Below are 12,298 nucleotides of genomic sequence, written 5' to 3' on the forward strand. Positions count from 1 at the left end.
TCGTACCGGTTCACCGCCCGAGCCAACTCACAGCCCGAGATACGAGCGCCGTACCTCGTCGGAGGCGGCCAGCTCGTCGGCCGGGCCGGACATCACCACCTCGCCGGTCTGCAACACGTACGCCCGGTCGGCCAGTTCCAGCGCGGCCCGCAGGTTCTGTTCGACCAGCAGCATGGTGGTGCCGGCGCGGCGGATCTCGGCCAGCACCTCGAAGATCATTCTGGTGAACTTCGGTGCGATGCCGAGCGACGGCTCGTCCAGCATCAGCAGCTTCGGCCGGCTCATCAGCGCCCGGCCGAGCGCCACCATCTGCTGCTCGCCGCCGGAGAGGGTGCCGGCGCGCTGCCCGGAGCGCTCGGCGAGGACCGGGAAGAGGTCGTAGACCCGGGCCAGGTCGGCCTCCCGCTCTCCGGCGGTGCGGTGGTAGCCGCCGAGCAGCAGGTTCTGCACCACCGTCTGGTGGCCGAAGAGCCGCCGTCCCTCCGGCACCAGCACCGCGCCCCGGCGCGCGATCCGGTACGCCGGTAGCCCGCTGACATCCTCGTCGAGGAAGGTCACGCTGCCGCGTACCGGGCGGTGCAGCCCGGAGACCGCCGCCAGCAGGGTGCTCTTGCCGGCCCCGTTCGCGCCGACCAGCGCCACCAGTTCACCCGCCTCGACCCGTAGATCGACGCCGCGCAGCGCGACGACCCCGGCGTAGTCCACGTGGAGATCCCGCACGGTCAGCATCTACAGCGCCTTCCCCAGGTACGCCTCGACCACCGTCGGGTCGTGCGCGACCTGCTCCGGCGTACCCTCGCTGATCTTCTGCCCGTAGTGCAGCACGACCACCCGGTGGCAGAGCGGCATGATGACCTCCATTACGTGTTCCACCATCAGGATGGTGACGCCGCCCCGGTTGATGGTGCGGACGATCTCGACCGCCTCGCGCGCCTCGGTCGGGGTCAGCCCGGAGAGCACCTCGTCGAGGAGCAGCAGCTTCGGCTCGGTGGCCAGCGCCCGCCCCATCTCCAGGCGCTTCTTCCAGGCGGCGGTGAGCGACGCGGCCGGCGAGTCGAGCACCGGGCCGAGCCCGGTCAGCTCGGCGACCTCGCCGGCCCGCCGCCGGGCGTCGCGCAGCCGGGGATGCCGGGCGAACGCCGCCGTGCTGAGGTTGTCCAGCACGCTCATCGAGCCGAACACCCGCATGAGCTGGAAGGTACGCCCCACGCCGGCCCGGGCGGCGCGGTGCGGCGGCCAGCCGGTGACGTCCCGGCCGTCGAACTCCAAGCGGCCGGAGGTGGGCCGCTGGGCGCCGGCCACCATCGAGAAGAGCGTGCTCTTGCCGGCGCCGTTGGGCCCGATCAGCCCGACGATCGCCCCCTGTTCCACCTCGAAGCTGACGTCGCGGTTGGCCCAGAGGCCGCCGAACCGGCAGGAGAGGTTGTCGATCCTCAGCAGCGTCCCGGTCATCGCCCCACCTCGTCGGACCCGTCGGGGCCGTGACCCGGCCACCCGCTGTCCCCGCCGCACCTGGTCACGACTTCACCTCAGCAGACCCGGCCGGCTCCGGAGCGGCTTTCCCGGCACGGGTACGACGCAGCCGCCGGGCGATCGGCGCCCAGAGCCGCTGCCCGATGGCGAGCAGGCCGCCCGGCTCGGTGATCGAGACCAGCACGATCAGCGCGCCGTAGAGCAGCAGGTCGATCGAGCGGCCGCTGCCGGAGAACTCCTGTCGGGTGACGTCCTGGACGAAGACCAGCACCCAGGCGCCGAGCAGCGGCCCCCAGAACCGGCCGACCCCGCCGAGCACCGCCATCAGGGTGAACGACACCGACAGGTCCAGGCCGAGCCCGGAGGGCGGGTCGACGAAGAGCACGTACATCACGTAGTAGCCGCCGGCCAGCGCGGTGACCGCGCCGGAGAGCGCCGCGGCGGCGAGCTTGTACCGGTGCACGTTGATCCCGACCGCCGCCGCGGCCTCCTGGTCGTCCCGGATGGCCCGGACGTAGTTGCCGGCCCGGCCGCGCAGGAAGAGCCAGACCGCCAACGCGGCGAGGCAGAAGAAGCCGAGCGCCACGTAGTAGTACGGCCGTTTGTCCAGCAGCGAGAACTGGAGGTTGGCCAGGGACTGCTCCACGACCGGCAGTTCCCAGCCGTTCGCCTGGCCGAGCCCGGGCAGGTTGGTGACCAGGATGAAGACGATCTCGGCGACCGCGATGGTCGCGATGGAGTAGTAGTGGTGCCGCAGCCGGAAGCAGGGCCAGCCGACGGCGGCGGCCAGCAGCGCGGCCAGCGGCAGGGAGAGCGCGATCGCCAGCCACGGCGACCAGCCCTGCCGGACCAGCAGTGCGGTGGTGTAGGCGCCGGTGCCGAAGTAGAGCGCGTGCCCGAAGGAGATCTGCCCGGCGTAGCCGCCGAGCAGGTTCCAGCCGGTCGCCGCGATCCCGAAGGTCAGCGCCAGGATGCCGATGTTGTGTGCCGCCGAGTCCGCGAAGACCAGCGGGTACGCGGCCAGCGCCGCCAGGATCAGCATGGCGGTGCTCCAGGACGGCAGTCGCCGCGCCGCCGCGACGGGCAGCCGGGCCGGCGAGGGCCGGTCCAGTACGGTCGGGACGCTCATCGTCCCCCCTCGATCGGATTGGTCATCTGGTTCCCAGCAGTCCCTGCGGTCGTAGCAGTACGACCACCAGATAGAGGGCGAGTGCGGCGGCGAGGGTGTAGCTCGGGGCGTACAGCCCGACGACGCCCTGGGCGACTCCGACCAGCAGGCCGGCCAGGGCCGCCCCGGTGATGCTGCCGAAGCCGCCGAACGCGACCACCACGAAGGCCATCAGCACGAAACTCACCCCGGCGGTGGGCGAGGCGGAGTAGGAGTTCATCAGCAGCGCTCCGGCGACGCCGGTGGCCAGGCCGGCGATCACCCAGCAGAGCGCGTACATCTTGCGGGGGTCGATGCCCATCAGCGAGGCCGCCGCCGGGTCCTCCCCGGCGGCCCGTACGGCGCCGCCGAGCCGGGTCCGGTTCATGAAGTACGCGACCGCGCCGGTGGCGAGCAACGCGCCGACCGCCATGATGACCTGCGGTCCGCCGATCACCACCGGGCCGATCTCCCAGCGCAGCCCGGCGGCCCAGGGCCGGGGCACGGTCCGGGTGTTCGGGGTCCAGAGGAACTGGGCCAGCCCGCGCAGGAACACCTGCAACCCGAAGGTGACGATGACCTGGGCCAGCGGGGACTTGCCGAGCACCCGGCCGACCGCGCCGAAGTACATCAGCGCGCCGGTGAGCGCGATCGACACCCCGGCGAGCGGGATCGACAGCAACGGGTCGAGGCCGAGCAGCGACCAGGCGAAGAACGAGGTGTACATGCCGAGCATGACCATCTCACCGTGCGCGAAGTTGATCACGTCCATCACGCCGTAGATGAGGGTCAGGCCGACCGCGACCAGCGCGAAGACCGCGCCGATCAGCAGCCCGTTGACCACCGATTGGAGCAGGTCGGTCATGTCGTCTCCCCCGGGTGCCCGCCGGTCCCCCGGCTCACTGCTGGGCCCGGTTCATCGGCCAGATCGGCGCGACCGAGGAGAGGTCGGCCGGGAAGACGACGCGGTACTTCCCCTCGATCATCTGCTCCACCACCCCGGCGGCGCCGGTGTTCTGTCCCTTGTCGTCGAAGGTGATCCCGGTCCACGGCATGATCGTCTTCTCGCCGGGGATGTCCAGCCCGCGCAACGCGTCCCGGATCTTCGCCGGCTCGACCGACTTGGCGGTGTCGATCGCCTGCGCCAGGGCCAGTACGGCGGTGAAGGCCCGCGCCGAGTTCTCGGTCATCGGTGCGCCGTACCGCTGCTGGAACAGGTCTGCCACGGTCTTGGCGGCCGGCCGCTTCTCGGCGATCTCGCCGGACCAGGCCGCCCGGGTGGACGCCCCGTTGGCCAGTGCCCCGAGCCCGGTGGCGAACGCCGGATCGGCGAACCCGGTGCCGTAGGCGAGCAGCGCCGGCGGATAGTAGTTCAACTGGTCCAGCGTCTTCATCAGCTTGATCGCCGCGTCGGTGTACGCGAGCACGAAGAGCACGTCCGGGCTCTTGCTGCGCACCTGCGCCACCTGGGACCCCAGGTCGGCCGCGGTCGGGTCGAACCCGACGTTGACGGTGACCGGCAGGCCGGCCTCGGCCGCGACCTTCTCGGTCACCCCGGCGCCGTCGTTGCCGAACTGGTCGTTGCTGTGGAAGACGCCGACCGAGCGGACCTGGGCGCCGGCCGCCTGCCGGGCCTTGAGATAGTCGAACATCGACCGGGCGAAGGTCTCGTCGGTCGGCCCGGTCCGGAAGAACCATTTGAAGCCCCGCTCGGTCAGCGCCACCGACGAGGACGCCTCGTTGACGAACGGTACGCCGAGCCGCTCGGCCCGCTGGCTGGCGGTCAGCGTCACGCCGGACTGGTACGAGCCGATCACCGCGGCCACCTTCTCGCCGGTGACCAGCCGGTCGACCTCCCCGGCGCCGACCTCGGGCTTGCCCTGGGTGTCGCCGGTGATCAGCTTCACCGGTGCGCCGCCCAGCCCGGGCAACCCCTTGCCGGGCCCGAGCGGCAGGTCCAGTCCGGGATGGTCGTTGTTGATGATCTCCACTGCCAGCTCGGCACCGTGCAGCACGTCGGTGCCCTGGGTGGCGTTGGGCCCGCTGAGCGGCCACAGTCCGGCGAGCTTGACCTCGTCGGTCGCACCGGCGCCGTCGGACCCGCCGCAGCCGGCGAGCGCGGCGGCGAGGACGACAGCGGCCGCGATGCTGGTGATCTTGCGCATGGTGAGGCCTTTCTAGGCGAAGACGATGACGAAGGCCCGGCGCCGTCCTTCTCGGGGCGCGCGACGGGGTCTTCGGGATGGAGGTGTGCCGGCCGGGCCCGGGGGTTGCCGGCACCCCGGTCCCGGCCGACGACTCAGGAGACGGCCGCGCCCGCGGCCTTCACCAGGGCGACGGTCTGCTCGATGGTCTGCGCGCGGTCGGAGGCGAACGGCGCGTCGATGATGTCCAGCGGGTTCTGCGGATAGACCAGCGAGGAGATGTGCAGGTGCCCGCCGGGGACGTCGGTGGCGCCGAGGGCGAGCCGGAGCCGGTTCGACCGGTACATGCTCTCGTTGGAGAGGTAGTTTCCGCCGCCGCCGGCCTGCGCCTGCGCGTCCGGTGACGGGCCGTTGTCGTGGCAGGAGACCTTGGTCGGGTCCGGCCGGGTGTTGCCGGTCCACTCGCAGATCCGCGGGTTGAGCGCGGTCGGCCAGGGCGTCGTGCCGGCGTCGATCATCTGCTGGTACGGCAGGGTCGTCTCGATGAACTCGGGGTTGGTGGCCGGCTGCGGCCAGTCGGTCACCTGCGGGACGAGTTCGGCGGTGCCCTCGTTGTTGTTGTCCGGGCTGCCGCCGCGCCAGGCGCCGGCCCACTGCTCGATGGCCATCCGGGCCCGGCCGCCCTGGCTGATCGTCATGATCAGGTCGGCGCGTTCCCGGCTGTTCCGGGTCAGGTGCGGTCCGAAGGCGTCCTCGACGTAGCCGAGGTCGAAGCCGCTCCAGGTCACCGGCAGCGAGACGGCCTGGATCTGCACCGTCCGGTCACCGACCTGGAATTCCTGCCCGTCCAGTTGCAGCGCCGAGGCGCCGGACGGGTTGGACCGGCGGATCTCCCCGTTGAGCTGGTACGGGTCGAAGCCACTGACCAGCACCCGGGTCACCGAGCGGCCGGTCGAGAAGTCGGTCGAGGAGATGCCCCGGGAGGCGTACTCGAAGGTCTTCAGCAGGTTCGCCCGGGCGGTGTCGGTGAGCCGGAACCGGGGCGTCCACTGTCGCAGGTCACGGGTGGCGGTCAGCCGCGACCAGTAGAGCGGTCGGTCGTCGTACCGCTCGATGCTGCCCATCCAGCGCTTGCCCTGGGCGCGCTCGACGGCGGTCCGCCACAGCTCGGCACCACGGGACCTGAGCAGGTTGTCGGCCTGGCTCACCGACCGCACCCCGCACAGCTCGGCCGTGAGCCGGGTGACGAACGGGGTGAAGCCGCCGACCTCGATCAGTGTGCTCGGCACCTGCACCCCGCCCGGCTGGGCGGGCGTGTCGATCCGGGTCTCCTCGTACGTCGTCGGGCGGGTGCGGTCGTGGCACTCGCCTGTCGGTCCGGCGTGCCCGGCGGGCTGCGCTGCGGCGGTGCCCGGCATCAGCAGCAGGGCGGCACCGATACCGGTGGCGGTGATCAGCCTCAGCCGGCCACGTACACTCTGGGTCAACTTCTGCACATCCAAGGTGATCTTCGACCTTTCCTCGATAGCCGCGCCGGTTCCGGATCTGGAAGGCCAACCGGAAGGTGGAGCCGGCGCATCACTTGGTTGAGGCGGCCACCCGCGGCATCGGGCGGCAGCCGTTGAGGTGCGGGAGCCGGTGACCGTCGGCCGGGTGGCAGCCGGGCCGACGGTCACCGATCCAGCGGTCGTGCTGGTGGATCCCGGAAGGTCAGACGAACGAGGCGAGGCTGACGCCCGCCTCCTGCAACGCGGTGCGCACCCGGCGGGCCAGTTCGACCGCCCCCGGGGTGTCGCCGTGCACGCAGATCGAGCGGGCGCGTACCGACACCGGAGCGCCGTCGACGGCGGTCACCTGCCCGGTGGTGGCCATCTTGACGCAGCGCCGGGCGACCGCGTCCGGATCGGTGACCAGCGCCCCTGGACTGCCGCGTTTCGCCAGGCTGCCGTCGGCCTGGTAGCCACGGTCGGCGAACGCCTCCCGGACGGTCTTCAGCCCCACCTCGTCGGCCTGGCGCAGCAGTTGCGAGCCGGGCAGGCCGAGGATCGGCAGACTCGGGTCGTACGCGGAGACGGCGGTGACCACCGCGGCGGCCTGCGCCTGGTCGGTCACGGTGCGGTTGTAGAGCCCGCCGTGCGGCTTGACGTACCGGACCCGGCCGCCCTCGCTACGGGCGATCCCGTCCAGCGCGGCGAGCTGGTAGAGCACGTCGTCGGAGAGCCGGTCGGGCTCGATGTCGATGGCCCGGCGGCCGAAGCCGGCCAGGTCCCGGTAGCCGACGTGGGCGCCGATGGAGACGTCCCGGCTGATCGCCTCGGCGCAGACCCGGCGCATGATCGTCGGATCGCCGCCGTGGAAGCCGCAGGCGACGTTCGCGCTGGTCACGACGGAGAGCAGTGCCATGTCGTCGCCCAGCTGCCAGACCCCGAAGCCTTCGCCGAGGTCACTGTTCAGATCGAGGATGACCGACATCGCACCTCCTGGGGGACTGTGGTGAACGCCGTGAGTTCAGATTGGCAGACTGTTGAACAATCCGTCAATGGTCATGTTGACTTGTAACCTCGTCGTATCATGGACCTTCTCTCGATTGTGGGCCCGACGGCATGAAGGACAATGACCGCGTGACGTGGCTGGCGAAGCTCCAGGACGACCGCTCTCTGATCACCCGGGCGAGCACCGCGCAGCGGGTGGCGGAGATACTGCGGGCGCGGATCACCGAAGGGGCCCTGCTGCCGGGCACCCGGCTCTCCGAGGAGATGATCGGGGCGGCGCTCGGGGTCTCCCGCAACACGCTGCGGGAGTCGTTCCGACTGCTGATGCACGAACGGCTCGTCGTGCACGAACTCAACCGGGGCGTCTTCGTCCGGGTGCTCGACGTGCAGGACGTGGTCGACATCTACCGGGTCCGCCGGGTGCTGGAGTGCGCGGCCATCAGCAACGCCGGCAACAGCTCCACCGAGGCGATGGAGGCGCTGGAGGCCGCGCTGGTCGAGGGCGAGCAGGCGGCGGCGCAGCAGCGGTGGTTCGACGTCGGCACCGCCAACATGCAGTTCCACCAGGCCATCGCCGGCCTGACCGGCAGTCCCCGGATCGAGGAGATCATGCGGCAGGCGCTGGCCGAGATCCGGCTGGCGTTCCATGTGATGGCCGCGCCGCAGACCTTCCACCAGCCCTATCTGGAACGGCACCGGGAGTTGCTGGAGCTGATCCGCGGCGGCGAGGTGGAACGGGCGCACGCCGCGCTCGACGACTACCTGCGCACCGCCGAGCGGCAGCTCGTCGACGCGTACGCCGACGGAGTGCCGGAGAGCGTGGCCGCACGCCGCTGAGGCCAGGGTCCCCGCCTCGGCCACCGTTGTCCTGGCGCGGGCGGATGCCCGATGAGCGCGAGGCCACGGAGCCATCAGGATGACTCCGTGGCCTCACCGTCGGACCACGACGCCCGCGCGGGTGGAACCGCTGCGTCGGCGTGGCCGGGGAAGGCGGTCAGACGGTGTGCAGCGCGTACACCCCGGCGTCGGTGCCGACTCCGGCCGTCCCGCCGAGGGCGGACCACGCGCTGCCGTTCCAGCCCGCGACGTGGTTCACCGCGACCCCGCCGGCCCGGGTGAAGAAACCCCCGGCGATCAGGCGGCCATCGTGGACGGAGAGGGCCAGCACGATGTCCTCGGTGCCACCGCCCAGCGCGGACCACCCGGAGCCGTCCCACCGGGCCAGGTAGTTCGCCGCCGCCCCGCCCGCCTGGGTGAACGTGCCGCCGACGACCAGCGCCGCGCCGAAGACGGTGAGGGCCCGCCCCTCGGCGTTCAGCCCTGCTCCGAGGGCGGCCCACCCGCCGTCGGTCCATTCGGCCACATAGCCGGCGGCGGTGCCGCCGGCCTGGGTGAACCCACCCGTGGCGACCAACGCGCCGTCGAAGACGGCCAGCGCCAGCACGTCGCCGTTGAAGCCGGTGCCGAGCGTCGACCACGCACTGCCGGTCCACCGGGCGATCCGGTTGGCCGCGGTGCCGCCGGCCTGGCTGAACCCGCCGCCGACGATCAACGCGCCGTCGTGCACGGTCAGGTCCCAGACCGAGGGTACGTCCACCCCGGTGCCGCCGGACCCGGCCAGTGGCCACCACTCGGCGCCGTCCCACCGGGCGATGTGGTTGACCGCCACCCCGCCGGCCCGGAGGAACTGCCCACCGACGATCAGGTCCCCGTCGAAGACGGTCAGCGCGTCGACGAAGTCGAGCGAGGTGGTCATCACCCCGGTACCGGACGAGCCGGTCAACGGCGACCAGGTGGTGCCGTCCCAGCGTGCGATGCCGTTCACCCGTACCCCGCCGGCGGTGAGGAAGCTGCCGCCGGCGATCAGGTCGCCGTCGTAGACGACCAGTGCGGTGACCGAGCCGTCCGGCCCGGCGCCCAGCCTCGACCAGGCGGAGCCGTTCCAGGTGGCGAGGCGGTCGACCGCGGCGCCGCCGGCCTGGGTGAAGTTGCCGCCCGCGTACAGGCCGGGGGCGGCAGCCGCCCGGGTCTCGCCGGCCGGCCAGCCGAACGCGGAGGTCTGCCGCAGTACGCCGAGGTCCCGGGTCGAGCGGTGCAGCACCCTTCCGGTGACGTCCCGGATCAGCAGTCGGATCGTGCCGGCCGCCCCGGCGGGCAGCGGCAGCGCGACCAGGTTCGCGCCGGTGTCGAGCACCCGGTCGGCCACCAGCGGGGTGTACCGCCCGGCGTTGCCCCGGGAGACACTCAACGCCGCACCGGGCCGCCCCGGCCACCGGACGGCGAGTTGCGGTGTCTCGACCTCCCCCGCGGCGGGCAGCAGCGTCGCGTACAGCGCGTGATCGGAGGCGGCCGGCAACGACGGAGCGGTCGCGGCGGCCGACCCCTGCGGCGCGGCGCTCCAGGCACAGATCGCCGCCAGTGCGAACACGCAGAGTCCCCGCCGTAGGGTGGATGTGCCGAATACGGACATGCGCGCTCCCTCTGCCGGGTCCGCCCAAATCCGGTCGGATCCTGCCAGGGAAAATACACCAGCATCAATCTCTGGGCAATTCGACCACCACCCGCCGGACGCCCGGGTCAGGCGCGGCGGGTCGGGCGGTCGAGCAGGCAGAACTCGTTTCCCTCCGGATCGGCCAGTACGACGAACGGCTCGGTCCCGCGCTGCCCCACGTCCACCCGCCTCGCACCGAGAGTAACCAACCGTTCGACCTCCGCAGCCGGGTCGCCCCGGTCCATCCCGAGGTCCACGTGCAGCCGGTTCTTGCCGACCTTCTCCGGCGCCGTGGGTTGCAGCCAGATGCTCGGTGCCGTGATCGGCGCCTCGTCCGGAGGCCACAGCTTCGCGCTGCCGTCGTCCCGTGGCTCGATCCGGTAGCCCAGCACCTCGGACCAGAACCGGGCCATCAGGTCGACGTCGCGCACGTCGAGGGTCCACTGGGCGATGCGACTGGTCACCGGGCCACCTCCGGAATGGTCGAGATCCGTCGGTGTGACTCCTACCCCGAAGTGTCGCGCGTCATACCGGGGCGACCGGGCGGCTCACGGGCGGCGCAGCGTCAGCAGGGTGATCTCGCTCGGTGCGAAGATCCGCAGCGGTGGCCCCCAGAAGCCGGTGCCGCGACTGGTGTAGAGCCGGGTCCGGTCGCCGTGTCGGGTCAGCCCCCGCACGGTCGGCTGGTCGAGCCGGACCAGGAGGTGGAACGGCCAGATCTGCCCGCCGTGGGTGTGTCCGGACAGTTGCAGGTCGACGCCGTGCGCGACCGCCGCGCCGACCTGCTTCGGCTGGTGGGCGAGGAGCACCACCGGCAGGTCCGGGTCGGCCCCGGCCAGCGCGGCGGCGTGGTCGGGACGGTGTCCGGGGCGTCCGGAGGAGCCGGCGGTCGCGTCGTCCACCCCGGCCACCACCAGCCGGGAACCGTTCCGCTCGACCACGAGGTGCCGGTTGTGCAGCGGCTCCCACCCGAGGTCCCGCATGTGGTCGAGCCAGCCCTGCGCCTCGCCGAAGTACTCGTGGTTCCCGGTCACGTACGTCCGGGCCAGCCGGGCGCGCACCCGCCCGAGCGGCGCGGCCTGGGCCCGGCGCTGCGCGACGGTGCCGTCGGCGATGTCACCGGTGTGGCAGACGATGTCGGCGTCGAGGTCGTTGACGGCGGCGACCACCCGCGCCGACCAGCCGGCCCGGTCGATCGGCCCGTAGTGGGTGTCGGTCAGCAGGACGATCCGGAGACCGTCCAGCCCCGGGCCGAGTCGACCGATCGGCACCTCCACGCGGCGGACCCGGGGCAGCCGCATGGCCTCGACGTACCCCCAGGCGAGCAGCACCACCGAGACGACCGCGACCGCGGCGGCGGTGATCCGGGACCGGCCCGGGTCGGCGACGCCGCCGACCGCCAGCCCGGCCCGCAGCAGGTTGCCGAGCGCCGCCCAGACGAAGAGCACCCAGACCACGCCGAGCAGGGTGTCGCCGGTCCGGGCCGCCCAGTCCCGCCCCCGGCCGTGCCCGAGGTACATCAGCACCGGAAACGCGGCGAGGGCCACGGCGAACAACGCCGTGCCGGCGGCGAAGAGCGGGGTGGGCCAGTGCGCGCCGGCGGCGAGCAGCGTCCACCAGGGCACCCCGAACAGCAGCGCCAGGACGGCGGTCAGGGTCAGGCCGAACAACAGTGGTCGCAGCAACCGCCGGGCGGGTGCGACCGGTACCGCGGGTGCCGCGGGTGCCGCTTCGCTGGCTGACACAGCGGGGAACTCCTCAGCTCGGTCGGCGGGAACCCCGGGTACGCCGACGACGTCGCCGCCCCGGGTGGGTGCAGCATGACACGGGCGGCGCCGCATCGACCACGTTGCTGAGCCCGCCCACAGCAAAGGGGTGTTCCGCCGGGCCGGCCTAGGATTGGTGCGGGGACATATGCCCAGGCCGACGGGGCGGGACGGGAGGACGATCGATGTCGAGCAGACCCGAGTCCCGGGTCGAACGTCAGATCCGCGAGGCCCAGGAGCGCGGCGAGTTCGACAACCTCCCCGGGGCCGGCAAGCCGCTACCGGGACACGGCGGCACATACGACGAAAACTGGTGGATCCGGGACTGGGTACGCCGGGAGAACCTGACCGACATCGGGCCGGCCTCGCTGCGGATCCGCAGGGAGGCGGAGCAGTTGCCGGAGCGGCTGGCCCGGGAGTCGTCGGAGCCGGCGGTCCGGGCGATCGTGACCGCGCTCAACGAACGGATCGTGCTGGCCCGGCGCGGCCTGGTCGACGGACCGCCGGTGGTGCTGCCGACCTTCGACGTCGAGCGGGTCGTCGAGACCTGGCGCCGGCAGCGGGGCGTCAGCGGCTGACCCCCTGCCGACATCGGGACCCGGCGGACAATTCGACGGACCATTCGACGTCACTTCCGCCTGGGACCCATCGGTGCCGATACCGCCACATTAGCTATCCCTACGGTCGCCTTGTCGACCCGACCAACGGGTAAAGACATTGCGTCGGCCGTCGCTGAGTCCGGGTATCTGCACCGCTCTATCGGGATCGTCCAGCGAGGCGAGCCA

Annotated in this window: 12 protein-coding genes; 2 read left to right on the plus strand and 10 right to left on the minus strand. The window is 72.1% G+C overall.

The genetic code is table 11. The annotated features are described in order from the left end of the window. Window positions 1–27: 27 nt before the first annotated feature. The 7 genes from ACQEVC_RS32835 to ACQEVC_RS32865 form a co-directional block, all read right to left on the minus strand. Window positions 28–729, minus strand: coding sequence for an ABC transporter ATP-binding protein (locus tag ACQEVC_RS32835; RefSeq protein ID WP_432885442.1), 702 nt, complete (start codon window positions 727–729; stop codon window positions 28–30). Further along, entirely contained in the window at window positions 730–1,452 is a 723-nt protein-coding gene (locus ACQEVC_RS32840; RefSeq protein WP_432885445.1) for an ABC transporter ATP-binding protein, read from the minus strand. A 64-nt stretch (window positions 1,453–1,516) separates the two neighbouring features. Continuing rightward, entirely contained in the window at window positions 1,517–2,602 is a 1,086-nt protein-coding gene (locus ACQEVC_RS32845) for a branched-chain amino acid ABC transporter permease (RefSeq protein WP_432885448.1), read from the minus strand. Window positions 2,603–2,624: 22 nt separating this feature from the next. After that, window positions 2,625–3,485: a branched-chain amino acid ABC transporter permease gene (locus ACQEVC_RS32850; protein WP_346257465.1), complete on the minus strand. Its 861-nt coding sequence runs from the start codon at window positions 3,483–3,485 to the stop codon at window positions 2,625–2,627. A 34-nt stretch (window positions 3,486–3,519) separates the two neighbouring features. After that, window positions 3,520–4,785, minus strand: a complete 1,266-nt coding sequence (locus tag ACQEVC_RS32855) for an ABC transporter substrate-binding protein (protein ID WP_432885451.1) — start codon at window positions 4,783–4,785, stop codon at window positions 3,520–3,522. Window positions 4,786–4,919: 134 nt separating this feature from the next. Next, complete coding sequence (locus ACQEVC_RS32860; protein ID WP_432885454.1) at window positions 4,920–6,251, minus strand: hypothetical protein; 1,332 nt, start codon at window positions 6,249–6,251, stop codon at window positions 4,920–4,922. 223 nt (window positions 6,252–6,474) lie between these two features. Continuing rightward, window positions 6,475–7,236, minus strand: coding sequence for a LamB/YcsF family protein (locus ACQEVC_RS32865; protein WP_432885456.1), 762 nt, complete (start codon window positions 7,234–7,236; stop codon window positions 6,475–6,477). Window positions 7,237–7,385: 149 nt separating this feature from the next. On the opposite strand from ACQEVC_RS32865, the gene ACQEVC_RS32870 reads away from it, so the two are divergent. Next, the gene (locus ACQEVC_RS32870; RefSeq protein WP_432885459.1) at window positions 7,386–8,093 is read left to right on the plus strand and encodes a GntR family transcriptional regulator; all 708 of its coding nucleotides are present in this window, start codon (window positions 7,386–7,388) and stop codon (window positions 8,091–8,093) included. 157 nt (window positions 8,094–8,250) lie between these two features. On the opposite strand, the gene ACQEVC_RS32875 is transcribed toward ACQEVC_RS32870, so the two are convergent. From ACQEVC_RS32875 to ACQEVC_RS32885, 3 genes are all read right to left on the minus strand, one after another. After that, on the minus strand, window positions 8,251–9,726 hold the full coding sequence (locus ACQEVC_RS32875; RefSeq protein ID WP_432885462.1) for a hypothetical protein: 1,476 nt from the start codon (window positions 9,724–9,726) through the stop codon (window positions 8,251–8,253). 107 nt (window positions 9,727–9,833) lie between these two features. Continuing rightward, entirely contained in the window at window positions 9,834–10,211 is a 378-nt protein-coding gene (locus tag ACQEVC_RS32880; RefSeq protein WP_432885465.1) for a VOC family protein, read from the minus strand. Window positions 10,212–10,295: 84 nt separating this feature from the next. After that, complete coding sequence (locus ACQEVC_RS32885) at window positions 10,296–11,492, minus strand: metallophosphoesterase (protein ID WP_432885467.1); 1,197 nt, start codon at window positions 11,490–11,492, stop codon at window positions 10,296–10,298. Between the two features lie 206 nt (window positions 11,493–11,698). On the opposite strand from ACQEVC_RS32885, the gene ACQEVC_RS32890 reads away from it, so the two are divergent. Then, window positions 11,699–12,091 carry a DUF1992 domain-containing protein gene (locus ACQEVC_RS32890; RefSeq protein WP_432885470.1) on the plus strand — a complete coding sequence of 131 codons (393 nt, stop codon included), beginning with the start codon at window positions 11,699–11,701 and terminating at the stop codon, window positions 12,089–12,091. The last annotated feature ends 207 nt before the right edge of the window (window positions 12,092–12,298 follow it).

The organism is Plantactinospora sp. CA-294935 (assembly GCF_050936445.1).
Lineage (GTDB): Bacteria > Actinomycetota > Actinomycetes > Mycobacteriales > Micromonosporaceae > Plantactinospora.

Coding starts and splice junctions, on each gene's coding strand:
- ACQEVC_RS32850 (WP_346257465.1), bottom strand. CDS start 3,485: ATGACCGACCTGCTCCAATCGGTGGTCAACGGGCTGCTGATCGGCGCG.
- ACQEVC_RS32890 (WP_432885470.1), top strand. CDS start 11,699: ATGTCGAGCAGACCCGAGTCCCGGGTCGAACGTCAGATCCGCGAGGCC.
- ACQEVC_RS32855 (WP_432885451.1), bottom strand. CDS start 4,785: ATGCGCAAGATCACCAGCATCGCGGCCGCTGTCGTCCTCGCCGCCGCG.
- ACQEVC_RS32875 (WP_432885462.1), bottom strand. CDS start 9,726: ATGTCCGTATTCGGCACATCCACCCTACGGCGGGGACTCTGCGTGTTC.
- ACQEVC_RS32845 (WP_432885448.1), bottom strand. CDS start 2,602: ATGAGCGTCCCGACCGTACTGGACCGGCCCTCGCCGGCCCGGCTGCCC.
- ACQEVC_RS32835 (WP_432885442.1), bottom strand. CDS start 729: ATGCTGACCGTGCGGGATCTCCACGTGGACTACGCCGGGGTCGTCGCG.
- ACQEVC_RS32865 (WP_432885456.1), bottom strand. CDS start 7,236: ATGTCGGTCATCCTCGATCTGAACAGTGACCTCGGCGAAGGCTTCGGG.
- ACQEVC_RS32840 (WP_432885445.1), bottom strand. CDS start 1,452: ATGACCGGGACGCTGCTGAGGATCGACAACCTCTCCTGCCGGTTCGGC.